The sequence below is a fragment of the Mesorhizobium sp. 8 genome (genome assembly GCF_006351905.1).
Lineage (GTDB): Bacteria > Pseudomonadota > Alphaproteobacteria > Rhizobiales > Rhizobiaceae > Mesorhizobium > Mesorhizobium composti.
In genome coordinates, this window is sequence record NZ_CP040914.1 from 600986 (window position 1) to 625832 (window position 24847).

27 protein-coding genes are annotated in these 24847 nt (G+C 65.1%); 14 read left to right on the forward strand and 13 right to left on the reverse strand.

Annotated features, from left to right (window positions below; genetic code table 11):
- Position 1: 1 nt before the first annotated feature.
- From FGU64_RS02805 to lpxK, 3 genes are read left to right on the forward strand one after another with little or no spacing between them, the layout of a single operon-like run.
- Positions 2-787 (forward strand): lysophospholipid acyltransferase family protein, encoded by a 786-nt coding sequence (locus FGU64_RS02805; RefSeq protein WP_139950786.1) that lies wholly within the window; start codon positions 2-4, stop codon positions 785-787.
- Entirely contained in the window at positions 784-2100 is a 1317-nt protein-coding gene (gene waaA / locus FGU64_RS02810; protein ID WP_139950787.1) for a lipid IV(A) 3-deoxy-D-manno-octulosonic acid transferase, read from the forward strand. The genes FGU64_RS02805 and waaA overlap by 4 nt, the downstream gene beginning before the upstream one ends.
- Positions 2100-3143 carry a tetraacyldisaccharide 4'-kinase gene (gene lpxK / locus FGU64_RS02815; protein WP_139950788.1) on the forward strand — a complete coding sequence of 348 codons (1044 nt, stop codon included), beginning with the start codon at positions 2100-2102 and terminating at the stop codon, positions 3141-3143. The genes waaA and lpxK overlap by 1 nt, the downstream gene beginning before the upstream one ends.
- A gap of 9 nt (positions 3144-3152) precedes the next feature.
- Here lpxK and FGU64_RS02820 read toward each other — a convergent pair whose 3' ends face one another.
- Positions 3153-3386 (reverse strand): DUF2093 domain-containing protein, encoded by a 234-nt coding sequence (locus FGU64_RS02820; RefSeq protein WP_139950789.1) that lies wholly within the window; start codon positions 3384-3386, stop codon positions 3153-3155.
- An 86-nt stretch (positions 3387-3472) separates the two neighbouring features.
- The gene (locus FGU64_RS02825; protein ID WP_139950790.1) at positions 3473-4399 is read right to left on the reverse strand and encodes a LysR family transcriptional regulator; all 927 of its coding nucleotides are present in this window, start codon (positions 4397-4399) and stop codon (positions 3473-3475) included.
- A 129-nt stretch (positions 4400-4528) separates the two neighbouring features.
- Between FGU64_RS02825 and FGU64_RS02830 the strand changes: the two genes are divergently transcribed.
- A complete protein-coding gene (locus FGU64_RS02830) occupies positions 4529-5419 on the forward strand; it encodes a DMT family transporter (protein ID WP_139950791.1) in 891 nt (296 codons plus the stop codon).
- Positions 5420-5423: 4 nt separating this feature from the next.
- Here FGU64_RS02830 and mutL read toward each other — a convergent pair whose 3' ends face one another.
- On the reverse strand, positions 5424-7274 hold the full coding sequence (mutL, locus tag FGU64_RS02835) for a DNA mismatch repair endonuclease MutL (protein ID WP_139955248.1): 1851 nt from the start codon (positions 7272-7274) through the stop codon (positions 5424-5426).
- A gap of 116 nt (positions 7275-7390) precedes the next feature.
- Here mutL and FGU64_RS02840 point away from each other — a divergent pair, with 116 nt between their 5' ends.
- Positions 7391-7879, forward strand: a complete 489-nt coding sequence (locus FGU64_RS02840; RefSeq protein ID WP_139950792.1) for a DUF3828 domain-containing protein — start codon at positions 7391-7393, stop codon at positions 7877-7879.
- 3 nt (positions 7880-7882) lie between these two features.
- Positions 7883-8413, forward strand: coding sequence for a hypothetical protein (locus FGU64_RS02845; RefSeq protein WP_139950793.1), 531 nt, complete (start codon positions 7883-7885; stop codon positions 8411-8413).
- 1 nt (position 8414) lies between these two features.
- Here FGU64_RS02845 and queF read toward each other — a convergent pair whose 3' ends face one another.
- Positions 8415-8876 (reverse strand): preQ(1) synthase, encoded by a 462-nt coding sequence (queF, locus tag FGU64_RS02850; protein ID WP_139950794.1) that lies wholly within the window; start codon positions 8874-8876, stop codon positions 8415-8417.
- 52 nt (positions 8877-8928) lie between these two features.
- Here queF and FGU64_RS02855 point away from each other — a divergent pair, with 52 nt between their 5' ends.
- The gene (locus tag FGU64_RS02855; protein ID WP_139950795.1) at positions 8929-10977 is read left to right on the forward strand and encodes an NADH:flavin oxidoreductase; all 2049 of its coding nucleotides are present in this window, start codon (positions 8929-8931) and stop codon (positions 10975-10977) included.
- 107 nt (positions 10978-11084) lie between these two features.
- On the opposite strand, the gene FGU64_RS02860 is transcribed toward FGU64_RS02855, so the two are convergent.
- Positions 11085-11492 (reverse strand): hypothetical protein, encoded by a 408-nt coding sequence (locus FGU64_RS02860; protein ID WP_139950796.1) that lies wholly within the window; start codon positions 11490-11492, stop codon positions 11085-11087.
- Between the two features lie 92 nt (positions 11493-11584).
- Here FGU64_RS02860 and FGU64_RS02865 point away from each other — a divergent pair, with 92 nt between their 5' ends.
- A complete protein-coding gene (locus tag FGU64_RS02865; RefSeq protein WP_139950797.1) occupies positions 11585-12010 on the forward strand; it encodes a MarR family winged helix-turn-helix transcriptional regulator in 426 nt (141 codons plus the stop codon).
- Positions 12011-12028: 18 nt separating this feature from the next.
- On the opposite strand, the gene FGU64_RS02870 is transcribed toward FGU64_RS02865, so the two are convergent.
- Positions 12029-14110: an EAL domain-containing protein gene (locus FGU64_RS02870; protein ID WP_139950798.1), complete on the reverse strand. Its 2082-nt coding sequence runs from the start codon at positions 14108-14110 to the stop codon at positions 12029-12031.
- 233 nt (positions 14111-14343) lie between these two features.
- On the opposite strand from FGU64_RS02870, the gene FGU64_RS02875 reads away from it, so the two are divergent.
- Both FGU64_RS02875 and tdh read left to right on the forward strand, forming a co-directional pair.
- Positions 14344-15531: a glycine C-acetyltransferase gene (locus FGU64_RS02875; RefSeq protein ID WP_139950799.1), complete on the forward strand. Its 1188-nt coding sequence runs from the start codon at positions 14344-14346 to the stop codon at positions 15529-15531.
- Entirely contained in the window at positions 15531-16565 is a 1035-nt protein-coding gene (tdh, locus tag FGU64_RS02880; RefSeq protein WP_139950800.1) for an L-threonine 3-dehydrogenase, read from the forward strand. The genes FGU64_RS02875 and tdh overlap by 1 nt, the downstream gene beginning before the upstream one ends.
- A 16-nt stretch (positions 16566-16581) precedes the next feature.
- Here the strand turns inward: tdh and FGU64_RS02885 are convergent, their stop codons facing one another.
- Positions 16582-17031, reverse strand: coding sequence for a MarR family transcriptional regulator (locus FGU64_RS02885; RefSeq protein WP_139950801.1), 450 nt, complete (start codon positions 17029-17031; stop codon positions 16582-16584).
- Positions 17032-17250: 219 nt separating this feature from the next.
- On the opposite strand from FGU64_RS02885, the gene hmgA reads away from it, so the two are divergent.
- From hmgA to FGU64_RS02900, 3 genes are all read left to right on the forward strand, one after another.
- Complete coding sequence (gene hmgA, locus FGU64_RS02890) at positions 17251-18564, forward strand: homogentisate 1,2-dioxygenase (RefSeq protein WP_139950802.1); 1314 nt, start codon at positions 17251-17253, stop codon at positions 18562-18564.
- Between the two features lie 192 nt (positions 18565-18756).
- Entirely contained in the window at positions 18757-19770 is a 1014-nt protein-coding gene (locus FGU64_RS02895) for a fumarylacetoacetate hydrolase family protein (RefSeq protein WP_139950803.1), read from the forward strand.
- 77 nt (positions 19771-19847) lie between these two features.
- The gene (locus FGU64_RS02900) at positions 19848-20405 is read left to right on the forward strand and encodes a DinB family protein (RefSeq protein ID WP_246671228.1); all 558 of its coding nucleotides are present in this window, start codon (positions 19848-19850) and stop codon (positions 20403-20405) included.
- An 18-nt stretch (positions 20406-20423) separates the two neighbouring features.
- Here the strand turns inward: FGU64_RS02900 and hppD are convergent, their stop codons facing one another.
- Positions 20424-21536, reverse strand: a complete 1113-nt coding sequence (hppD, locus tag FGU64_RS02905) for a 4-hydroxyphenylpyruvate dioxygenase (protein ID WP_139950804.1) — start codon at positions 21534-21536, stop codon at positions 20424-20426.
- A gap of 252 nt (positions 21537-21788) precedes the next feature.
- Here hppD and FGU64_RS02910 point away from each other — a divergent pair, with 252 nt between their 5' ends.
- Positions 21789-22268 (forward strand): Lrp/AsnC family transcriptional regulator, encoded by a 480-nt coding sequence (locus tag FGU64_RS02910; protein ID WP_136355856.1) that lies wholly within the window; start codon positions 21789-21791, stop codon positions 22266-22268.
- 2 nt (positions 22269-22270) lie between these two features.
- Here the strand turns inward: FGU64_RS02910 and FGU64_RS02915 are convergent, their stop codons facing one another.
- The 5 genes from FGU64_RS02915 to aztC all read right to left on the reverse strand — a co-directional run bounded on the left by FGU64_RS02915 (position 22271) and on the right by aztC (position 24843).
- Positions 22271-22498, reverse strand: a complete 228-nt coding sequence (locus FGU64_RS02915; protein ID WP_139950805.1) for a hypothetical protein — start codon at positions 22496-22498, stop codon at positions 22271-22273.
- A 29-nt stretch (positions 22499-22527) separates the two neighbouring features.
- Positions 22528-22869: a TIGR01244 family sulfur transferase gene (locus FGU64_RS02920; protein ID WP_139950806.1), complete on the reverse strand. Its 342-nt coding sequence runs from the start codon at positions 22867-22869 to the stop codon at positions 22528-22530.
- 75 nt (positions 22870-22944) lie between these two features.
- The gene (locus FGU64_RS02925) at positions 22945-23382 is read right to left on the reverse strand and encodes a DUF6691 family protein (protein WP_139955249.1); all 438 of its coding nucleotides are present in this window, start codon (positions 23380-23382) and stop codon (positions 22945-22947) included.
- Positions 23383-23384: 2 nt separating this feature from the next.
- Positions 23385-23807 (reverse strand): YeeE/YedE thiosulfate transporter family protein, encoded by a 423-nt coding sequence (locus tag FGU64_RS02930; protein WP_139950807.1) that lies wholly within the window; start codon positions 23805-23807, stop codon positions 23385-23387.
- A gap of 73 nt (positions 23808-23880) precedes the next feature.
- Positions 23881-24843 (reverse strand): zinc ABC transporter substrate-binding protein AztC, encoded by a 963-nt coding sequence (gene aztC, locus FGU64_RS02935; RefSeq protein WP_139950808.1) that lies wholly within the window; start codon positions 24841-24843, stop codon positions 23881-23883.
- Positions 24844-24847: the final 4 nt, after the last annotated feature.

The window sequence follows — 24847 nt, forward strand, 5'->3', positions numbered from 1 at the left end:
GATGGACGAACGGGCGGCCGATCCGCGGGCAGGGCAGACCTCGGCGCCGAAGAAGCGCGGCGCGATCAAGACCCTGTGGAAGCGGATCCGCGCGCCGCTGGCGCAGTCCAGGCTGGTCAAGAACATGATTGCCAGCCTGATCAAGCTGACCATGCACTTCATCCGGCTGACCAACCCGAAGGTGGCCGGCCAGCCGGCGTTCGAGAATACCGTCTTCGAGCGCGAGGAGCCGGCGATCTTGGCGCTGTGGCACGGCCAGCACATACTGCTGCCGGCCTTCTATCCCAGCCGCAGGCCGCTGGTCGCCATGGTGTCGCGTAGCGCCGACGCCGAGATCAACGCGCTGGTGGTCGAGAAATTCGGCATCGAGACCGTGCGCGGCTCCGGCGGCCGCGAGAGCGCCCGCAATCTCGACAAGGGCGGGGCGAAAGCCCTGATCGCCCTGAAAAAGGCGTTGGTGGCGGGCAAGAACGTCTGCATGATCGCAGATATCCCGCACGGCACGCCGCGCGACGCCGGTCTTGGCGTCATCCTTCTGGCCAAGCTCTCCGGCCGGCCGATCTATCCGGCAGCCCTTGCCACCAGCCGCCGCAAGGTGCTGGAGAAAAGCTGGGACAAGACCACCATCAATCTGCCTTTCGGCCGCTCGGCCCTGATCGCGGCCCAGCCGATCTTCGTGGCGTCCGACGCCGACGAGGCGGAGATGGAGCGCAAGCGCCTTGAGGTTACCGACGCGCTGAACGCCGCCACCGCCGAAGCCTACCGCATGGTGGACGGCACGAAATGAGCGAACGCCGGGCCCGCGCGCTGCTGTCCATGTACCGGTTCGCCGGCGCGGCGGCCTATCCGCTGATCGGCCCCTACGTCGCCTGGCGCGCCTCCAGGGGCAAGGAAGACCGCGCCCGCAGCCGCGAACGCTATGGTTTCGCCGGCCGCCCGCGCCCGGAAGGGCCGCTCATCTGGGTGCATGCCGCCAGCATCGGCGAGATGATCGCCGTCGTGTCGCTGGTGGAAAGCATCCTCGACCACGGCGTCAACATCGTGCTCACCACCGGCACCGTGACGTCGGCCAAGATCGCGGAGGAGCGCCTAGGCGGGCGCGTCATCCACCAATATGTGCCGCTCGACCTCAAGCCGGCGGTCAGCCGCTTCCTCGACCACTGGCAGCCCGACCTCGCCGTCATAGCCGAGTCCGAAATCTGGCCGATGACCATCCTCGAACTCGGCGCGCGCAGCGTCCCGCAGGTGCTCGTCAACGGCCGCCTGTCCGACCGCTCCTTCGCCTCGTGGAAGAAGCGTCCCAGCCTGGCCGAGGCGCTGTTCGAGAACCTCGCCCATGTCGTTGCCCAGTCGGATGTCGACGGCGAACGCTTCCGCGCGCTCGGCGCACGGCCGGTGACCGTTTCCGGCAACCTCAAGGTCGACACGCCGCCGCCGCCGGTGGATGAGCGCGCGCTGGCTGCCTTGCAGCGGCAGATCGGAGACCGCCCGAGCTGGGCGGCCGTTTCCACCCATGACGGCGAAGAGATGATCGCGGCGGAAGTGCATGTGACGCTGCGCCACCGCCATCCCGGCCTGCTCACCATCATCGTCCCGCGCCATCCCGATCGCGCCGAAGCGCTGCTGACCGCCTTCGAGGGGATGGAACTCAAGGTGGCGCAGCGCAGCAAGGGCGAAAAGGTCACCGCCGACACCGACATCCTGCTCGGCGACACGGTGGGTGAAATGGGCCTCTATCTCAGGCTCACCGAGATCGCCTTCGTCGGCCGCTCGCTGACTTCCGAGGGCGGCCAGAATCCGCTGGAACCGGCCATGCTCGACACCGCCGTGCTGGCCGGCCGCAATGTGCAGAATTTCCGGGAATCCTACCAGAAGCTGCTCGACAGCGGCGGCGCCAAGCTGGTGCGCGACCGCAATATGCTGGCCGGCGCCGTCAATTTCCTGCTCTCCAACGAGGCGGCGCGGCACGACATGATGGCCGCGGGTGCGGCGACCGTGGAGGAGATGCGCGGCGCGCTCGCCCGGACCCTGAAGGCGCTCGAGCCGTTCATCCAGCCGCTCATCGTCAAGGCGCGCCTCAAGGGCGCCAACGGGAAGTAATGGCGAGCGAAGCGCCTCCTTTCTGGTGGGAGAAGGCGGACTGGCGCGCTTTCGCCCTGTCGCCGCTGTCGCTTGCCTACGGCATGGTCGCCGGCCGCCGCATGAAGAAGGCGCGGCGGCAAAAGGTCGGCGCGCCGGTGCTGTGCGTCGGCAACTTCACCGTCGGCGGCAGCGGCAAGACGCCGGTGGCGATCGCGCTGGCCGGACAGGCGAAGCGCATGGAGCTCAGGCCCGGCTTCCTGTCGCGCGGCCATGGCGGCAGCTTTTCCGAGCCGCATGTCGTCGATGCCGCGCACGACAGCGCCAGGCATGTCGGCGACGAGCCGCTGTTGCTGGCCGAGCACGCGCCGGTCGCCGTGACGGCCGACCGCGCGGCCGGAGCGCAACTGCTGATCGACCGGCACGGATGCGACTTCCTCATCATGGACGACGGTTTCCAGAGCGCGCGCATCCATATCGATTTCGCGCTGCTGGTGGTGGACGCCCGCTACGGGCTGGGCAACGGCCATGTCATTCCCGGCGGGCCGTTGCGCGCGCGCCTCGGCGATCAGCTCCTGTTCGCCGACGCGCTTTTGAAGGTGGGCGAGGGAACCGCTGCCGATGCGGTGGTGCGCCGTGCCGCACGCGCCGGCAAGCCGATCTTCGACGCCCGCACGCGCCCGCTCGACGGACAGAATCTCGCCGGCCGGCGCTTTCTCGCCTTCGCCGGCATCGGCCATCCGGACAAATTCTTCGCCAGCGTCACGGAGGCGGGCGGCGAGGTGGCGATGGCCCGCGCCTTCCCCGATCATCATTTCTATGCCGCCGACGAACTCGACGAACTGGCTTCGACGGCGCGCAAGGAGGGGCTGTCGCTCATCACCACTGCGAAGGACGCGGCGCGCCTTTCCCACGACACGGCGCCGCCGGCGCTGCTCGACCACCTCGAAATCCTGCGGATCGGCACGGTCTTCGACCTCGACCATGCGCCCGAGCGCATCGTCGAGGAAACTCTTTCCGCCTGGCGGCGGCGTAAGCTGGCTGCGCTCGAAAAGGGCCAATAAGTCCGGCGCTCAGCGCCGGCTGCGCAGGCCGGGGTTCATCGCGATCTCGCGGTCGAGCGAAACGGCCGCGCTGACATACGGCTCCTGCCGGGCGACGCTCCAGTAGCGCAATTCGTCGAGCGGAATGGATTCGCCCGTCACCGCGCAGCGCACGAAGGCGCCCGGACTGGTGACCTGGAAATCGCCGTCGAGATAGCGGATGCCGGCCTCGCGGCCGCCGGGGCCTTCAAAGCGGTTCATCATTGCGCAGGGTCCATCTTCATGCCCGCCATCGGCCACAAATGCGCGGCGAGGTCAAGCGGACACGACGCCCGCAAATATGCGCCATCCTATTCCTCGGCGGCAAGGAAGGCCTCGATCCGCTCCGCCGCAACACCGGCCATGCGGCCCAGCCGATGCGCCAGTTCGCCGGCTGCCGCGCGCGGCCGGCCGATCGGCCGGTCGAGCCAGTAGGAGACCGGGTTGAGAACCTTGCGTTCATCCACCGGCACGATACGGCCGGCGGCCAGCTGCCGCTCCGTCAACGGCGGGCGGGCGAGCGCGATGCCGAGCCCGTAGGAAGCGGCGTCGAGAACGAGGTTGTAGTCCTCGAAACGGCGGTCCTGCGGCCGGGGATGGTAGTTCATGCCGAACTGGCCGAACCATGCCCGCCATCCGGAAGCGTCGGAATCGTTGATGAGCGGATAGTGCAGCAGGCGCGCCGGCTCGCCACCGCCGATCTTTGCCGCCAGTTCCGGCGACGCGACGGGGAAGATGTGTTCTTCGAACAGCTGCAGCGAGATGCGCTCGGCGATGCGCCCGCGACCGCAGCGGATCGACAGGTCGAAGCCTTCGTCGGCGAGGTCCGACTGGCGAATATCGATGTCGAGCATGATGCGCAGGCGGGTGTCGCCATTCTCCAGCGACGAAAGCCGAGGCATCAGCCACAATCCGCTGATCGAGGGAATTGAGGTGAGCTTGACGACGGCGCTGCCGCGCGGTTCCACCCAGCGGTCGGAATGGCTGGAGATCAGTGCGAAGGCCTCGCTGACGCGGATATGCAGCCGGTTGCCCTCGATGGTGAGGGAAACGCCGCGCGCGCCGCGCTCGAACAGCTTCAGGCCGACCCAGCCCTCCAGCTTGGCGATCTGCCGGCTGACCGCGCCATGCGTCAGGTTCAGCCGCTCCGCCGCCGCTGAGAAACTGCCGGTGCGCGCCGCCGCGTCGAAGGCGCGCAGCGTTTCCAGCGGCAGCATCGCTTCCAAGCTGTGATCCATGCTCACAGCTGATCCTCGATCAACTCGTTTGTCAACGACGCAAAACAGGTGTCATGTGCCGGGCGAAAACGCTACAGCAGCACGAATTTCCCAAGGAAATCATCCGAGGGAACGCACAAGGGCCGTTCGATGAGCACGACGACAGCGACCAGCGACACGAAGGGCTTCGACATCGTGGCCGCTGCCGCCATCACCTTGACGGTGATCGGCTGGGCGTCCGCCTTTCCCGGCATCCGGGCGGGGCTCACCGCATTCGCTCCGCTTGAACTCGGGGCGCTGCGTTTCGCCATCGCCGCGGTGCCCGCCGCACTCTTCCTGGCCGTCCGCCGCCCGGCCATGCCGCGGCTCGGCGACTGGTGGCGGCTGGCTTTCGGCGGCGCCGTCTTCGTCGCGCTTTACACGGCCGTCCTCAACATCGGCGAGACGATGGTTTCGGCGGGCGCCGCCGCCTTCATCATCAATGTCAGCCCGATCCTTACCGCCTTGATGGCGATGCCGCTGCTCGGCGAGCGGTTTTCGACATGGGCGTGGATCGGCACGTTCCTGTCCTTCGCCGGCATCGGCATCATCGCCATGGGCGAGGGACACGGGTTTCATATCAATGCCGGCGCGCTGCTGGTGCTGGTCGCAGCCCTTTGTTCCTCGCTCAACACCATCGTGCAGAAGCCGCTGTTCCTGCGCCTCAAGCCGCTGGACGTGGCGGCCTCCAACATGGTGCTGGGCGCGCTTTGCCTGTCGCCCTTCCTTCCCGAGGCGCTGGCGCAGGCACGGGTGGCCGACACGGCCGGCCTGGGTGCTGCGATCTATCTCGGTATCGTGCCGAGCCTGATCGCCTATGCGGCCTGGGCGGTGGCGCTGTCGCGCCTGCCGGCGGCGCGCGCCACGAACTTCCTCTACATCGTCTCGCCGACCGCCGTGCTGATCGGCTATTTCTGGCTGGGCGAGGTGCCGACGCTGATGGGCATCGTCGGCGGCGTGCTGGCGCTCGGCGGCGTGGCGATCGTCAACCTGAAAAGATAAACCGTCACCGCCGCCCGAACAGCCTTTCGATATCGGCGAGCTTGAGTTCGATATAGGTCGGGCGGCCGTGGTTGCAGGTGCCGGAGCCCGGCGTCGCCTCCATCTGCCTGAGCAGCGCGTTCATTTCTTCCGGCTTCAGCAGTCGTCCGGAGCGCACTGAACCGTGGCAGGCCATGGTGGCGGCGATGTGGTCGAGCCGGTCCTTCAGCGTGTCGACGGTGTCGTTGTCGGCGATCTCGTCGGCGAGGTCGCGCACCAGCCGTCCGATATCGACCTCGCCCAGCATGGCGGGCGTCTCGCGCACCGCCACCGCGCCCGGTCCGAAGCGTTCCAACCGGAGCCCGAAGCGGGCCAGCGTTTCGCCATGCAGCGCCAGTCGCTCGGCATCCTCCTCCGGCAGGTCGACGATTTCCGGCAGGAGCAGCATCTGCGAGGGCAGGGGGCGCGAATGCAGCGCCTGTTTCAGCGCCTCGTAGACCAGCCGTTCGTGCGCGGCGTGCTGGTCGACGATGACCAGCGAATCGCGCGTCTGCGCCACGATGTAGTTCTCGTGCACCTGTGCGCGGGCCGCACCCAAGTCGGTGTCGAGCAGCCTGTCCTCGACAATGCCGTGACCGGCGCGGGCATCGGCGCTGGCGAGCGGCCCGGCGTCGAAGCTCACCTGCGAAGTTTCGCCGAGACCGTTCGCATGCGACGCCTCGAACGGCCGGTAGGGAGAGCGGGCCGCGTCGAAACCGACTGGGCCTGAGGCTCGAAAAGCCGTGTCATAACTACGATGGCCGTTGGCCTGCGCGGGATGGTCGTAGGCCGGGCCGCCCGGCCGGAATGCCGCCATCATGCCGGCGGCGCCCGTGGTGGCGGGGCGGATGCCGGCGCCGGCAAGTGCGGCGCGAATGGCGCCGACGATCAACCCGCGCACGAGGCCGGGATCGCGGAAGCGCACGTCGGCCTTGGCTGGATGCACGTTGACGTCGACCAGCGCCGGTTCGAGTTCGAGGAACAGCGCCGTCACCGCGTGGCGGTCGCGCGGCAGCACGTCGGCATAGGCGCCGCGGATGGCGCCGGCCAGCAACCGGTCGCGCACCGGCCGCCCGTTGACATAGACATATTGCAGCAAGGCGTTGGCGCGCGTGAAGGAGGGGATGGAGACGTGGCCGGAAAGCCGCACGCCCTCGCGTTCGGCGTCGATGGCCAGCGCGTTGTCGGGAAACTCCGCCCCCATCACCTGCGCGATGCGGGCAAGCCGGTCGTCTTCGGCGACGGCCGGCAGTTCCAGCGTCGAGCGGTCGGAGCCGGCCAGCGTGAAGCGCACGGCCGGGAAGGCGACGGCGATGCGCTTGACCACGTCGGTGATAGCAGTGGCCTCGGCGCGCTCGCCCTTCATGAATTTCAGACGGGCGGGCGTGGCAAAGAAAAGGTCGCGCACCTCCACCGTCGTGCCGCGGTTGGCGGCGGCGGGGCGGACCGCCGAGACGTGGCCGCCGTCGATGCCGATCTCGGCGGCGCTGTCGCCGGCTGCGGTGCGCGAACGGATCGACAGCCGCGCCACCGAGCCGATGGACGGCAGGGCCTCGCCGCGGAAGCCGAGCGAGCGGATGTCGTGAATGTCGTCGGAGAGTTTCGAGGTGCAGTGGCGGGCCACCGCCAGCGCAAGCTCGGGTTCGGCGATGCCGCCGCCGTCGTCGGTGACGCGGATCAGCGACAGGCCGCCGCCGGCCGTCACCACCTCGATGCGCCGCGCGCCGGCGTCGAGCGCGTTCTCCACCAGTTCCTTGACCACGCTCGCCGGACGCTCGATGACCTCGCCGGCGGCGATCTGGTTGATCATCGTTTCGGAAAGCTGGCGGATGGGCATGATCGCAGTATAGGAAGATTCGCCGGCCAAGAGCAGTCGAAGCAGGGCTTGGCCGCAAAAAAGCCGGGATGACGGGGGCTGTCTGTGGACAGCCGGGTCAAGTTCGAGGGGATGGAATGAAACGCGCGTCGATTGCCGCTCTTGTGTGCCTGCTCGCGCCGTCGACGGCGTTTGCCGGACCGGCCTCGAACGCGGTGAAATTCTTCTACACGCCTGACGTGCGTTTCGAGCCGGACCCGAAGTACCGCGACCGCTTCACCGAACCGGTGACGAAGCTGTTCGAACTGAACGATGAAGCGGTCCGGAAAAACCCGGACGTGATCGCCTGCATCGATTTCGATCCGGGCCTCGACGCGCAGGATTTCGACCAGAAGACGGTTTCGAAGACGCTCAAGCTCGTCGAGGCGCTGGACGGAGATACCGGCACCGTGACCGCGACGTTGACGCTCTTTCCTGCCGATGCCGGAATGGAAGGCGCCGCCCGCGAGATGGTCTGGTCGGTGAAGAAGGTCGACGGCAAGTGGAAGATCGCCGACATCGCCTCCAGGACCAATGGCTGGACGCTCAGCCAACTTCAATGCATGACCGGCCAGAGCCTGGAATAGACGATGCGAGTGACCGTCCGGCTGCTGCTCGCCCTTGCCTGCGCGGTGGGATGTTGCAACGCCGCCGGCGCGGACGGCTTGCTTGGGGCCGCGCCTGCCAAGCCATCGTCGGCGGTGCCGCCGAGCGGAAATACCCCGGTCGCGGCTCAGCCGGGCTCGCCGACGGCCCTGATAAAACCCTTCTATGAGCATTTCGGCCTCGAACGCGATCCGGCCCAGCGCTCCAATTTCGTCGATCCGGCGAAGAAGGTGCTGGACGATGCCGAGGCGCTGGAAAAGTCGGGGCAAGGCGAATGCCTCGACCCCAACATGGCGCTCGACAACGCCGACGCCGACAGAGACGCCATCGCCGGCAGCCTGAAGATGCTGGAGGCGATCGACGGCGACCGCGCCAAGGTGGTCGTCGCTTTCGTCGAGGACGGTCACCCGCACCGCCTCGAATGGAAGCTCGAAAAGGTCGGCGATGCGTGGAAGATCGCCGACCTGCTTTCCGTCACCGGCGAATGGGAACTCAGCCAGTACCAGTGCGAGTAGTTCAGCCTCGCCCGCGATAGGGCGCGACGCCCATGTCCGGCAGCCAGGCGCCTTCCGGCGGCGCGCCGGTCTGCCAGAACACGTCGATCGGGATGCCGCCGCGCGGATACCAGAAGCCGCCGATGCGCAACCACAGCGGCTTCGTCGCTGCCACGATGCGTCGTGCGATCGTCACCGTGCAATCTTCGTGGAAGGCCCCATGGTTGCGGAACGAAGTCAGGAACAGTTTCAGCGACTTCGATTCGACCAGGAGCGCGTCCGGCGCGTAGTCGATGACGATATGGGCGAAATCCGGCTGTCCGGTGACCGGGCAGAGCGAAGTGAATTCCGGGCAGGCGAAGCGCACGATGGCCGGCGGGCCGTCGCCCTGGCTATAGGGTACGGTTTCCAGGACCGCTTGATCCGGGCTTTCTGGCGTCTCGACCCGGGCGCCGAGTTGAGTAAGCTTCTCTGTTATGGTCATCGGGCAGGCTCCTTTGCGGGCGGCTCCTAACATGCAATCGGAACGCCAGCATATGAACGCCAGCAACGATCCGCTTCTTCAACCCTATCAGCTAAAACACCTGACGCTGAAGAACCGCGTCATGTCGACCAGCCACGAGCCGGCCTATTCCGAGGACGGCATGCCGAAGGCGCGCTACCGGCTTTACCATGCCGAGAAGGCCAGGGGCGGCATGGCTTTGACGATGACGGCGGGTTCGGCAATCGTGTCGCGCGACAGCCCGGCCGCCTTCGGCAACCTGCACCTCTACGACGATGCCATCGTGCCGTGGCTCAAGGAACTGGCGGACGACTGCCACCAATACGACTGCAAGGTGATGATCCAGATCACCCATCTCGGCCGCCGCACCGGTTGGAACAAGGCCGACTGGCTGCCGGTGCTCAGCGCTTCGCCGGTGCGCGAGCCGGCGCACCGGGCTTTCCCGAAGACGGCGGAGGACTGGGACATCGAGCGCATCGTCGCCGACTACGCGTCGGCCGCACAGCGTTGCCAGGAGGCTGGGCTGGACGGCATCGAGTTCGAATCCTACGGCCACCTGATGGACGGCTTCTGGTCTCCGGCCACCAACCACCGCGACGACGAATTCAACGGTTCGCTGGAGAACCGCCTGCGCTTCACGCATATGGTGCTCGCTGCGGTGCGCAAGGCGGTCGGCGAAAAATTCGTCGTCGGGATCCGGATGGTCGCCGACGAGGATCTTTCCGCCGGCCTGTCGAAGGAGGAAGGCATAGAGATCGCCCGGCAGCTGGCCAATTCCGGCAAGGTCGATTTTTTGAACATCATCCGCGGCACCATCGAGACGGACGCGGCGCTGACCAAGGTGATTCCGGTCACCGGCATGCGCTCCTCGCCGCATCTCGATTTCGCCGGCGAGGTGCGGGCGGCGACGAAGTTTCCGACCTTCCACGCCGCGCGCATCTCCGACGTCGCCACCGCGCGCCATGCCATCGCGACGGGCAAGCTCGACATGGTGGGCATGACGCGCGCCCACATCGCCGACCCGCATATCGTGAAAAAGGTGATGGAGGGCAGGGAGCATGAAATCCGCCCCTGCGTCGGCGCCACCTACTGCCTCGACCGCATCTACGAAGGCGGCGAGGCGCTATGCGTCCACAACGCGGCGACCGGCCGCGAGGCCTGGATTCCGCACACCATCCGCAAGGCGGAAGGGCCGGCAAGAAAGATCGTGGTGGTTGGCGCCGGCCCGGCCGGGCTGGAGGCGGCACGGGTGACGGCCGAGCGCGGCCATAAGGTGACCGTGCTGGAAGCGTCCGGACAGGCCGGCGGGCAGGTGCGTCTGGCCACCCACAATCCACGCCGCAAGGAACTGATCGGCATCGTCGACTGGCGCCTTGCCGAGCTTGAGCGGCTCGGCGTCGAGATTCGCTACGACACCTGGGCGGAAGCCGGCGACGTGCTGGCGCTGTCGCCCGACGTCGTGATCGTCGCCACCGGCGGCCTGCCACAGAACCCTCCGCTGGAGGCGGGCGACGACCTGGTGACGTCGAGTTGGGACATCATGGCCGGCAGCGTCAAGCCGGCGGAAAACGTCCTGCTCTACGACGACAATGGCGGCCATCAGGGTATGGGCGCGGCGGAACTGATCGCCAATGCCGGCTCAAAGCTGGAACTGGTTTCGCCGGAGCGCTTCTTCGCGCCGGAGATGGGTGGCATGAACCATGTTCCTTACATGAAGACCTTCCACGAGAAGGAGGTGACCGTCACCATCAACACGCGGGTGAAAGCGGTGCGGCGTGAAGGAAATCAAATGGTTGCGACGTTGTCTTCGGATTTTGCTAAAGATTGGAACGCCGAACGGCACGTCGACCAGGTGGTGGTCGAGCACGGCACCGCGCCGCTGGACGAACTCTATCTGGCACTGAAACCGCTGTCGAAGAACCTCGGCGCGGTGGACTACGAGCGGCTGGTGAAGGGCGGCGCCATCTTCCCCGACCGGAATGCCGATGGCCGCTTCGTCGTCTTCCGTATCGGCGACGCTGTCGCCTCGCGCAACATCCACGCGGCGATCTACGACGGCATCCGCTTCGGCATCAGGGTCTGAATGCGCGCGGCCGTCGGCACGAGAGCCATGTACCGAAGGCCGCGCGCTGCGCACGCCGGTTGCATGGACCTTGGCCGATGCGGGGGCGAGCGCTGTCGGGCAGGTTTTCAGAACATCCGCGCGATCGCCATGCACAGCACCGTCAGGGCGAGCAGGCGGGCTGCGACGCGCTCGCCCTTCGCCATCGTGCCGCGCAGCGCGACGGTCGTCGCTTCGTCCGCGCCGGCAAGCTGCCGCCGGGCCGGTCCGACAAGCGCGCCAAGCACCCCTGCCGCCGCAAGGGCGGCGAGGATGCCGATGCCGAGCACCAGTTCCATGTTGCCGAAGACGCCTTGATGGAAGAAATACCAGAGCAGGGCGCCAGTGATCAGGGCCAGCGTCGCGGACCCCATCTGCGGGCCGAAGAAGCGCTCCGCCTTGATCTCCGGATCGCGGGCGATGGTGAAGGTCGTGCCGGCCCAGAAGACGCCGGCCATGACATGCAGCCCGAGAACGACGATATAGACATATTCCATGATCCGTTCCTCGTTTCCGTTCATTGGCATTGATAGATATCTAATGATTAGACGTCAATTGTTTGGTGTGAATTTGCCGTTATGATCCTGCCATGAAGCTGACATCCGTCCCCATCGGAATGGACCTTTTCCGCACCACGAAGGTGCTTTCGCAGGCTTTCGAGGCGAGGCTTGCCGAGGCTGGCGGCGGCCTGCCGGCATGGCTCACCTTGCTGTCGGTCAAGTCGCAGGCGTCCGCCAACCAGCGGGAACTGGCGGATATGATCGGCATCCAGGGCGCGACGCTGACGCATCATCTCAACGCGATGGAAAAGCAGGGCCTGTTGACGCGGCGGCGCGATCCGGCCAACCGGCGCGTGCACAGGGTCGAGTTGACGGATGCGGGGGAGGCGCTTTTCCTGCACCTGCGCGATGTTGCGGTGGCTTTCGACAAGCAACTGCGTGCCGGAATTCCGGACGATCGGATTGCTCAGGTCGCGGCCACGCTTGCGACGTTTCGGGCCAACGTGGGGGACTGAACGCCGCCGCCGGCTCCGTCAGGCGACGTTGCCTTGCACGACGGTGAGCTTCGCCTTCTTCGGTGCGCGGGCGGCGAGCCAGGCGCGTGCCTCTTCCTGCGGCATGGGGAAGGCGATCGAATAGCCCTGCACCTGATCGCAGCCGATGGCCAGCAAAGAGTCGAGTTCGGCTTCCGTCTCGGCGCCCTCGGCGACGATGGAGATGCCGAGCCCGCGCGCCAGTTCGGTGATGGCGCGCACGATCTTGGAGTTGTCGCCGTTCTGGTGGATGTTCTGGACGAAGCGGCGGTCGATCTTGAGGCGGTCGATCTCGTTCGGGTTGACGTGGCTGAGCGAGGCATAGCCGGTGCCGAAATCGTCCAGTTCCAGGTGCACGCCGGCCGAACGGATGTGCCTGAGCTTGGCGGCGATACCCGTCTTTTCGTCATCGAGGATGACGGATTCGACGATCTCCAGTGACAGTCTGTCTGCCGGCAACCCGGCCTCTTCCAGCGTGCGGAACAGGAAGGCGTCGAAATCCGGTTCACGCAGTTCCGTGCCGGAGACGTTGACGGCCAGCCGCCCGAAGCCGATGCCGGCACGGTGCCACTCCGCCGCCTCCGTCACCGCTTTGGCGATGACGATACGGCCGATATCGGCCATCAGGCCGCATTTTTCGGCGACGGGAATGAATTCGCCGGGCGAGACCATGCCGCGCGTCTTGTGCTTCCAGCGCACCAGCGCCTCGACGCCGCCGATCGAACCGTCGACAAGCGAAACCTGCGGTTGGAAAAAGACCTGGAAGCCTTTTTCGGCGATGGCCGTGCGCATATCCTGCTCGAGCTGCTTGCGATGGTCGAGTTCGCGGCGCAGCTCTTCCGAGAAGAAGGAGAAGGTGCCGCCGCCGAGTTTCTTGGCCGAGTAGAGCGCGAGATCCGCATGCACCATCAGGTCCTTGGCGTTGTCTGCGTCGACCGGATAGACGGCGATGCCGGCGCTCGCGCCGGGCAGGATGGTGGTGCCCTGGAAAACGATCGGCTGGTTGACGCGCGACAGGATGCGCCGGGCCACCATGTTGATGTCTTCGGTGTCGCCCGCCCCGTTGAGGATGATGACGAATTCGTCGCCGCCGAGCCTGATGCACAGGTCGGAGGCGCGGCAGGATTCGCGCATGCGCTGGGCGGTCGCCACCAGAACGTAGTCGCCGGCCGCATGGCCCAGCGTGTCGTTTATCTGCTTGAAGCGGTCGAGGTCGAGCTGGACCACCGCCAGCCGCTCGCGCCGGCGATATGCACCCTTGATGAGCGTGTCGAAATGGTCGGTGAGGAAGGCGCGGTTGTGCAGCCCCGTCAACCCGTCGTGCACGGCGATGAAGGCCATGGAATTGCGTGCGTCGATGAGTTCGTGGGTCTTGCGCAGGATGGCGTTCGACATCGGCCGGAAAATGAACAGCGCGACCAGTATGATGACGCCGATGGTGGCGAAGAACAGGTTGCGATGCAGGTTGAGCATGCCCTGCGAGCGCCGTTCGGCCATGGCGCTGATACGCTGGCCGAGGGCCGAGTAGCCTGACAGCGTGGCGTTGGCGAGCGAAGGGTCGAGAGCGGTATATTCGCCGCCGGCCTTGCGGGAGTTCGCGCCGGCATAGCTGCGATCGAGCTCCGCTTCGAGCGCAGCCGTCAGCCGCCGCCCGTTGGCGGCTAGCCCGACGGAAAAATAATCGAGATGGAACGGCTTGCCGTAGAGCACGCTTTCGATCGAATTCGGGTCGTACCGTGCCGGTGAGGTCGGGTCGGCGTCCGTGTCGTCGACAAACAGGTCGTAGTTCTTCTCGAATTCCTCGGTGGCAACCTTGAGGTCGCGGACGAAGGCCGGCTTCCTGTTGGGCGAGGCCGCTTCCGCGGCGCTTGCGAGGAAGACGATGCGCTGCGACAGCGCTTTTTGCGTCGACACCATGTCGAGCAGGGCGCCGTCGCGCTGCTGGGCAGCCATCATCTCCTGCAGGAGCACGAAGGAGGCGACCGCCATGGCCGCGATGATGAGCAGGGCAACCCAATAAGCGCTCTTGATCAGGAGCACGAGCCGGCCGGAAACGGCGGCTTGCACGGATGGCTGCGACATCGACCGGATTGCTTTCCCAAGATGCGTTCTGCGAAGGATCGTGGGCAGGCAATGGTTAAGGTGTGAAGAAAACACGCCGCCTGCGCCGGGCCGTCGATGCCGAAAAGATGTGCAATGGTTATCGACTGGTTGCGAAAAGCGCATGCTTTGCCGCAATTTCCGCGATCGCGTGTTTTGCGGTGGATTTTTGTTGCGCCCGGCGCGACAGTCGCCCGCGACAAAAGGGGCAGCGCATGACCAACGCATTTCTTTCCCACATCGATGCGGAGCTCGAAGGATTGAAGGCCGCAGGCCTCTACAAGGCCGAACGCGTCATCACCTCCATGCAGTCGGCCGAGATCGAGGTGGCGGGCGGGGCGAAGGTGCTGAACTTCTGCGCCAACAACTATCTCGGCCTCGCCGACAACGCCGAACTCAGGCAGGCGGCGAAGGCCGCGCTCGACCGCTACGGCTACGGCATGGCCTCGGTGCGCTTCATCTGCGGCACGCAGGAGGAGCACAAGCAACTTGAGGCGAGGATTTCATCGTTCCTCGGACTGGAAGATACGATCCTCTACGGCTCCTGCTTCGACGCAAACGGCGGCCTGTTCGAGACGCTGCTTGGCGAGGATGACGCCGTCATTTCCGATGCGCTGAACCACGCCTCGATCATCGACGGAGTGCGGCTCTCCAAGGCCAAGCGCTTCCGCTACGCCAACAACGACATGGCGGCGCTGGAGGAAGAATTGAAGAAGGCGGAAGGCTGCCGCTTCAAGCTGATCGCCACGGACGGTGTCTTTTCCATGGATGGCATTATCGCCAACTTGAAGGGTGTGTGCGACCTGGCCGAGAAATATGGCGCCATGGTCATGGTCGACGACAGCCACGCCGTCGGCTTCGTCGGCAAGCACGGGCGCGGCTCGGCCGAGCATTGCGGCGTCGAGGGCAGGGTGGACATCATCACCGGTACGCTCGGCAAGGCGCTCGGCGGAGCGTCCGGCGGTTATACGTCCGGCAAGCGGCAGGTGGTGGACTGGCTGCGCCAGCGTTCGCGGCCCTACCTGTTCTCCAACACGCTGATGCCGGCGATTGCCACAGCCTCGCTGAAGGTCTTCGACCTGATCGAACATGGCGACGGGCTGCGCAAGAAGCTCACCGACAATGCCGCGCGCTTCCGCTCGTCCATGACGAAGCTCGGCTTCACCCTGGCCGGCGCCGATCACCCGATCATCCCGGTGATGCTGGGCGACGCCGCACTTGCGCAGCAGATGGCGCAAAAGATGTTGGAGCGCGGCATCTACGTGATCGGCTTTTCCTTCCCTGTGGTGCCGAAAGGGCAGGCGCGCATCCGCACGCAGATGTCGGCCGCGCATTCGAGCGCCGACATCGACCGCGCGGTGGACGCTTTCGGGGAAGTGGGCAAGGAACTGGGGATTATCTGATGTCCAACATGATGCGTGCCTTGGTGAAGGCAAAGGCCGAACCCGGCATCTGGATGGAGCGGGTGCCGGTGCCGGAGATCGGCCCCAACGACGTGCTTATCAAGGTGAAGAAGTCCGCCATCTGCGGCACCGATGTCCATATCTACAACTGGGACCAGTGGGCTCAGAAGACCGTGCCGGTGCCGATGGTGACGGGGCACGAGTTCGTCGGCACCATTGCCGATGTCGGCTCGGCCGTGACCGAATACAAGGTCGGCCAGCGCGTGTCGGGCGAGGGCCATATCGTCTGCGGCCATTGCCGCAACTGCCGGGCGGGCAGGGGACACCTGTGCCGCAACACTTTAGGAGTCGGCGTCAACCGGCCGGGTTCGTTCGGCGAATATGTCGCCATTCCCCAGCACAATGTCGTGCCGATCCCCGACGACGTGCCGGACGAGGTGGCGGCGATCTTCGACCCACTCGGCAATGCGGTGCATACGGCACTTTCCTTCGACCTCGTCGGCGAGGACGTGCTGGTGACGGGCGCCGGCCCCATCGGCATTATGGGCGCGCTGGTGGCGCAGTGCGTCGGCGCGCGCAAGGTGGTCATCACCGACATCAACCCTTACCGGCTCGACCTCGCCCGCAAGGTCGGCATCCACCACGTCGTCGATGCCTCGAAGGAGAAGCTGCGTGACGTGATGCGGCAGGAAGGCATGACCGAAGGCTTCGACGTCGGGCTGGAAATGTCCGGCTCGGCGGTCGCCTTCCGCGACATGATCGACACCATGAACAACGGCGGCAAGATCGCCATCCTCGGCATCGCGCCGACCGGCTTCGAGATCGACTGGAACAAGGTCATCTTCAAGATGCTGACGCTCAAGGGCATCTACGGCCGCGAGATGTTCGAGACCTGGTACAAGATGATCGCGCTGGTGCAGGGGCCGCTCGACGTGACGGGCCTGATCACCCACCGCATCGGCATCGACGACTACCAGTCCGGCTTCGAGGCGATGAAGAGCGGCAATTCCGGCAAGGTGGTGATGGACTGGTGAAGGCTGTCGGCCGCCGTCATTCCTCGCCCTCGCGCATGAATTCTTCCAGCCGCTCCAGCCCGTAGTCGAATTCGGCAAGGCGCGCGGCGCCCATGGCCTGCGAGAGACGCCGCTCGAACGCCTTGGCCAACGGCACCATCTCTCCATAGGCGGCCAGCCCGGCTTTGGTCAGCGTCAGATGCTCGATGCGGCGGTCGTTCGCGTCGGGTGTGCGGGTGAGCCAGCGCCGCCGCTCCAGTTCCGCCACGGCGCGCGATACCTTGGTCTTGTGCATGGCGGACTGCTCGCCGAGCGTCTTGGCCGTCAGCGTGCCGTGCTGGCCGAGCCCCGCCAGCACGCGCCATTCCGGCCGCGTCAGGCCCAGCCTGTCCTTGTAGACGGCGGCGAACTCGCGGCTGACCAGATCGGCCAGCCGGTAGAGCCGGTAGGGCAGGAAATTCTCCAGTTCGAGGATTTCGGTTCTCATCGCATGATGTCCAATTGTGCGTCCTTCGAGGCTCGCTCCGCTCGCACCTCAGGATGAGGACCGCAGGGTGCCAACCCCGGCAAAGGAGCACCTGCGCCAACCTCCCTCATCCTGAGGTGCGAGCGGAGCGAGCCTCGAAGGACCGCACCACCAAGCCGTTGATAGTTACAAAATCGATGGTTACAGATGAAACAAATATGGTCAATCCGGGAGGATGCGATGGCCTTTTCCTATATGCCGGGCTTCGGCAACGATTTTGAGACGGAAAGCCTACCGGGGGCGCTGCCGCAGGGCCGCAACTCGCCGCAACGGCCGGCCTACGGGCTCTATGCCGAGCAGCTTTCCGGCTCGCCCTTCACCGCACCGCGCGGCACCAACGAGCGCTCCTGGCTCTATCGCATCCGCCCGAGCGTCAAGCACACCGGCCGCTTCAAGGGCGCCAGCTATCCGCATTGGAAAACGGCACCGAACCTCGGTGACCACGAGTTGGCCCTCGGCCAGTATCGCTGGAATCCGACGCCGATGCCGTCGGAGCCGACTGATTTCATCGCCGGCATCCGCACCATGACGACGGCGGGTGACGCGCTCGGCCAGTCGGGCATGGCGGCGCATGTCTATATCGCCAACAAATCGATGGTGGACGACCATTTCTTCAACGCCGATGCCGAGATGCTGATCGTGCCGCAGGTCGGCCGGCTAAATTTCGTCACCGAAATGGGCGTCATCGAGATGGCACCGGGTGAAATCTGCGTCCTGCCGCGCGGTCTCGTCTTCAAGGTCGAACTCGTCGACAAGGAAGTGCGCGGTTATGTCTGCGAGAACTATGGCGCCAAGTTCACCATGCCCGATCGCGGGCCGATCGGCGCCAACTGCCTCGCCAATCCGCGCGACTTCAAGACGCCCTGCGCATGGTGCGAGGACAGCGACCGGGCGACCCGACTGATCGTGAAATGGTGCGGCGCCTTCCACGAAACCATGCTCGACCATTCGCCGCTCGACGTGGTCGCGTGGCATGGCAACTACGCACCCTACAAATATGATCTCGCGACGTTTTCACCGGTCGGGGCGATCCTGTTCGATCACCCTGACCCGTCGATCTTTACCGTGCTGACCGCGCCGTCCGGCGAGGAGGGCACGGCCAATGTCGATTTCGTCATCTTCCCGCCGCGTTGGCTGGTGGCGGAAAACACCTTCCGGCCGCCGTGGTATCACCGCAACATCATGAGCGAGTTCATGGGCCTGATCCACGGCCAGTACGACGCCAAGGAGGAGGGTTTCGTGCCCGGCGGCATCTCGCTGCACAACATGATGCTGGCGCACGGTCCGGACGCGCCGGGCTTCGAGAAGGCGTCGAGGGCGGAACTGAAGCCTGTGAAGCTCGACCACACTATGGCCTTCATGTTCGAGACGCGCTTTCCGCAGATGCTGACGCGCTACGCGGCGCAAGCGCCGACCTTGCAGGAAGATTACATCGACTGCTGGAAAGACCTGAAAAAGCACTTCAACGGGACTGTGGAAGGGGATTGGAGTTAGGCGCCGACCCTGTATTAATGAGGTGCGTCCTTCGAGGCTCGCTCCGCTCGCACCTCAGGATGAGGACCGTTTGCGCTGCTTTCTCCTGAGAGGCAGTCGCCGACTTCCCTCATCCTGAGGTGCGAGCGGAGCGAGCCTCGAAGGACGCACGACAGAATGACCAAAACAGCGCGATTTGGGGAAAAGAACCGCATGAAACTCGCTACATTGAAGGACGGCAGCCGTGACGGGAAACTGGTCGTCGTCTCGCGTGACCTGACGCGCTGCACCGATGCCTCGTTCCTCGCCCGCACGATACAGGCCGCGCTCGACGACTGGACCCGCGTCGCGCCGCACCTGGCAGCATTGGCCGAGTCGCTGGAACACGGTTCGGTGCCGTCCGAGCGCTTTCACGAGAGCGATGCGCATTCGCCACTGCCGCGCGCCTACCAGTGGGCGGACGGCTCGGCCTACGTCAATCACGTCGAACTGGTGCGCAAGGCGCGCGGCGCAGACATGCCGCCGAGCTTCTGGACCGATCCGCTGATCTATCAGGGCGGCTCGGACGCCTTCGTCCCGCCGCGCGATCCGATCCGCATGGCCGACGAGGCCTGGGGCATTGACTGCGAGGCAGAAGTGACGGTGATCGTCGATGACGTGCCGATGGGTGTCGGCGCCGAGGAAGCCAAGGATGCCATCCGCCTCGTCATGCTGGTCAACGACGTGACGCTGCGCGCGCTGACGGGACCGGAACTCGCCAAGGGGTTCGGCTTCTTCCAGTCCAAGCCTTCCTCGGCCTTCTCGCCGGTCGCGGTGACGCCGGACGAACTCGGCGACGCCTGGGATGGCGGCAAGGTTCATCTGCCGCTGATGGTGGATCTGAACGGCAAGCCGTTCGGCCGCGCCAATGCCGGCATCGACATGACGTTCGATTTCCCAGCCCTGATCGCCCATGCGGCGCGGTCGCGGCCGCTTTCGGCCGGCACCATCATCGGCTCCGGCACCGTTTCCAACAAGATGGACGGCCAGCCGGGCAAGCCGGTATCGGAAGGCGGCGCCGGCTATTCCTGCATCGCCGAGCAGCGCGTCATCGAGACGATCCAGCTTGGCGAGCCGAAGACGCCGTTCCTGCGCTTCGGCGATACGGTGCGCATCGAGATGAAGGACAAGGCCGGACATTCGATCTTCGGCGCCATCGAGCAGACGGTGGAGAAATACGAGCGCTGAGCGTGCTACACGGCATTGCCGCGTGCTGACACAGTCTTGGCAGGAACGTCGCGGGTTCGCGTTGTAGCGCGGCTGCTATGCGTCTATTCAATGCCATGGCTGATCTGCTCGACCATTTTCGCCGCATGGCGGCGAACAACCTGTGGTCCAACGACCGTCTTTACCGAGCTGTTCTCGCCCTGAGAACGGGCGAATTCGAAACCGAGCGGACGAGCTTCTTCCCGTCGATCCGGGAAACGCTGAACCATATCCTTGCGGTCGATCTGCTCTATCTCGATTTCCTGGAGGAGGGGCCGCTCGGCGCGGCCGCATTCGACGATTTCGTCGCCTTCCATGCGCCGGCTCCGCTGTTCGAGGCGCAAACGGCTGCGGACCGGCGGCTGATGGTGTTCTGCGAGAAAATTACTTCGGCCGATCTCGATCGCCGTGTCGAAACCGACCGGCGCGAGCATGGAAAAATTCCCGAGCGCATCAGTGACCTGCTGGCGCATCTGTTCATCCATCAGATCCACCATCGCGGCCAGGTACACGCCATGCTCGCCGGCACGTCGGTGCCGCCGCCGCAACTGGACGAATTCTTCCTCGACTATGACTGGAAGCTCAGGAAGGAGGAGGTCGAGCGGCTCAAACTGTGAGCCGCTCAACGGAAAAGATCACTCCGCCGCCTCGACCTTGATGACGCCGCGGCGGATCTGGTCCTCCTCGATCGATTCGAACAATGCGCGGAAGTTGCCCTCGCCGAAACCTTCGTCGCCCTTCCTCTGGATGAACTCGAAGAAGATCGGGCCGATGACGGTCTTGGAGAAGATCTGCAGCAGGATCTTGGTCATGCCGCCGTCGACCACGCCTTCACCGTCGATCAGGATGCCGTGCTTCTTCATGCGCTCGACCGGCTCGTCATGGCCGTTCACGCGCTCGAACGACTTTTCGTAATAGGTGTCGGGCGGACCGGGCATGAACTTCAGCCCGTTGGCGTCGAGCTTGTCGGTGGCGTCGTAGATGCCATCGGTGCCGACGGCGATGTGCTGGATGCCTTCGCCCTTGTATTTCTTCAGGTATTCGACGATCTGGCTCGTCTCGTCCTTGGATTCGTTCAGCGGAATGCGGATTTTCCCACAGGGCGAGGTGATCGCTCGGCTGACGAGGCCAGTGATGCGGCCGTCGATATCGAAATAGTGGATCTGCGTGAAACCGAACAGGTCGCGGTAAAAATCCCACCACTTGTCCATGTTGCCGCGATAGACGTTGTGGGTGAGGTGGTCGAGATAGTAGAAGCCGACGCCCTCAGGCTTCGGGTTCTTCTCGCCGATCCAGTCGAACTCGGCATCGTAGGCCGACCCCTTCGCGCCATACTTCTCGATGAAATAGATCAGCGAGCCGCCAATGCCGACGATGGCCGGCACATCGAGCGCCTTGTCGGTACCGGCGTAGGGTTCGGCACCCTTCGACACTGCATGGTCGAAGGCATGCTTTGCATCGACCACGCGCCACGCCATGGAGGCGGCGCAGGGGCCGTGCTCATCGACGAACTTCATGGCATGCGAGCCGGGTTCGGCGTTGACGACGTAGTTGATGTCGCCCTGCCGCCAGACGGTGATGGCCTTCGTCCGGTGCTTCGCGACAGGTGCGTAGCCCATGCGCGCGAACAGCTCTTCGAGCTTCTGCGGCTCCGAATGGGCGAACTCGACGAACTCGAAGCCGTCTGTGCCGGCCGGGTTCTTTTCGGTGATCTTTGCCGGCGGTGCGTCGTGCGGGAAGGGGCCCATGGCGATTCTCCGTTGATTTGGGTGCGTCCTTCGAGGCTCGCTCCGCTCGCACCTCAGGATAAGGACCGCCTGCGCTAAGCTCTCCAGAGAGATGGGCACCGGCCTCCCTCATCCTGAGGTGCGAGCGGAGCGAGCCTCGAAGGACGCACTGCTGTTCAATGCGATGATAGGCCGAACGGCCCGCACGGTGCTTGCATTCAACCGCTTCGAATGACCCTTACATGCACGAACCGTGCATGATATGATAAATTTATGGCTGAGAGAGAAGATATAGACCAATTCGATCGCAAAATCCTCGCGCTTCTGCAGGCCGACGCGCGGCTCACCAACAACGATCTGTCGGAGCGGGTGAACCTGTCGCCGTCGCAATGCTCGCGCCGCCGCCAACGGCTGGAGGAGAGCGGCGCCATCAAGGGCTATCGCGCCGTGCTCGACCGCGACCGGCTGGGCTTTCCGCTGGTCAACGTCATTTCGGTGACGCTCGCCACCCACAACCGGGATAATGCCCGCCGTTTCGGCGAGTTGCTGGCGCGGCTGCCGGAGGTGCAGGAGGCGCATGCGCTGACGGGCGAGATGGACTACATCCTGAAGGTCGTGACGCCCGACCTGAAGTCGCTGTCTGACTTCGTCAACGGGGTGCTCCTGCCGCACGAGGCCGTGCAGCACGTCAAGACGGCGATCGTCCTGGAAACGCTGAAAGAGACGGGAGAACTGCCGCTCGCCGGCAGTTGACCTCAGACGAAGCCGACCGCGACGCCTTTTTTGCGGAAATAGGATTGCATCAGCTTGCGGCCCTGCCGGTTCGGCTGGACGAGCTTGCTCGTCTCGAAGGTGGCCTCCTGTACACCCTCCCGCGCCATGGCGCCCTTGAGCGCGGCGATGTGGACGTCGAGCTCTTCATTGTCGTTGCGAAGGGAGGCGTAGATGGCCTCGATGGCCTGGGAGACTGTGATATCGGTCACGGGATTCGATCCTTGAGAGTGCCGCGTGACTAGCCGCGCTTGCGTTCCTGCACAAGGGCATAGAGGTTGGTGCAGCGCGCGCCGGAGCGGCAGAATGCGAGCACCGGCACTTCGAGCTCGTCAAGCGCCTCGGCCTGGTCCTCGACATTCTCCACCGTCATCTGGCCGCTGACGACCGGAATGTAGCGGAAGGCCAGCCCGGCGGCCTCGACCGCAGCCCTGATGGCGTCGTGCGACGGCTGGCCGGGCTGTTCTTCGTCCGGCCGGTTGCAGATGACGCTCCTGAAACCGGCGGCCTTGATGGCGCCGACGTCTTCGGCCGCGATCTGGCCCGATACGGCGTAGTCTTCGGTGATCTGGCGATATTCCATGACATCCTCGCAAGCGTAAACGTGGCGCGCAGTCTTGCCAGTCCCGCGTCGCGGCGGCAACGGTTTTATCGGCCGTCAGGCCGTCTTGTAGGACGCGAGGCGCGCTTTCAGCGCACGAGCGGCGGCAATGCCGGCGACCACCGCCGCCACGAAGACCGGCACTTGCCAATAGCCGAGGCCGAGCGCGGGTATGGAGGCGCCGGGGCAGAAGCCGGCGATGCCCCAGCCAACCCCGAACAGCGCCGCGCCGCCGACCAGTTCGCCGTCGATGCCGCTGCGGGTGGGCAGCGAAAAAGACGGCTCCAGGACGGGCGCCCTGCGGCGGCCGAAGACCAGCCGGTATCCGGGCAGGGCGACGGCAAGCCCGCCCGCCATGACGAGGGCCAGGCTCGGGTCCCATGTGCCGGCGGGGTCGAAGAAGTTCAGCACCTTGGCCGGATCGATCGTGCCGGAAATGGCGATGCCGAGGCCGAACAGGCCGCCGATGAGGAAGGCTGAAACGACTTTCTGCATCGTCATGCCCCGATCAGGTGGCGGATGACGAAGACGATGACGAGCGCGGCGGCCATGAAGGTGGCCACGGCGGCGAACGAGCGCGGCGACAGGCGACCTATGCCGCAGATACCGTGGCCGCTCGGGCAACCGCCGCCGAAATGCACGCCGATACCGACGAGGAAGCCGCCCACGATCAGCGCCCCCGGCGAGACCGGGACGTCGAAGGAAAAGCTTCCGCCGACGGCCATGTAGACGAACGGGGCGACAATCGCGCCGGCAAGGAAGGCGGCCCGCCATGGCCAGTCGGCGGCAAGCGGCGGGATCAGGCCGGACAGAATTCCGGTCATGCCGGCGATGCGACCGTTGAACGCCATCAGAAGCACCGCCGCGAATCCGATCAGGGCGCCGCCGAACAGCGATTGCCAGGGGGTGAAGTCGGTCATGGCGGAAACCCTTTCGATGCGGGCGGATATAGGTTGCCCGCATCGATCGTGCGAGTGGCATCCGTTCGACGGGTCAGCTTCCCAGGATCGCGCCTTTGATCTGGCGGATGTTGTTTTCCATCATGTCGATATAGGTCGCCGCCGGCCCGTCCGGACCGGAAAGCGCATCCGAATAGAGCGAGCCGCCGACCTTGATGCCGGTCTCGGCGGCGATCTGCTCGATCAGGCGCGGATTGGTGATGTTTTCCACGAAGATCGCCGCCGCCTTGTCGTTTTTCACCTGTTCGACCAGCCTGGCGACGTCCGCGGCGGAGGGGTCCGACTCGGTCGATATCCCCTGCGGGGCAAGGAAAGTCAGGCCGTATTCGTGCTCGAAATAGCCGAAGGCGTCATGCGAGGTGATGACCACGCGTTTTTCCACGGGAATGGCGGCCATGGCCGCGCGCACCTCCTCATCGAGCGCCTTGAGTTTTTCCATGTAGGTCTCGGCGTTCTTCCGATAGGCGTCGCAGCCCTCGGCATCGGCCGCGCAGAAGGCGTCGGCGATGTTGCGGACGTAGATCTCGGCATTCGGAATGGACTGGAACGCATGCGGATCGGTCGCGCCGTAATCGTGGTTGTGAGCCTCGTCCTTGTCATGATCGTGGTCGGCATGGCCTTCGTCCGCTTCGGCGAATTCCGGCTTGAACTCGATCGTGGTGACGCCCTTCGACAGTTCGACGGTCGTAGCCTTGGTGGCACTGGCATCGACCAGCCGCTTGAGGAAGCCTTCGAAATGCAGGCCGTTGACCAATATGACATCGGCCTTGCTCATGGCGACGGCATCCGCTGGGCTCGGCTCGTAGACATGCGCATCGCCGTTCGGTCCGACGATGGTGGTGATGGCGACGCGATCGCCGCCGACGTTCTTGGCAAGATCGGCGATGACGGTGAAGGAGGCCACCACCTTCAGCGGTTCTGCGAAGGCCTGCGATCCTCCGAGTGAACTTAATGTTATAACAATCAGAGCAAGGACGCGGCGAAAGGTCTTCAGCATGAGC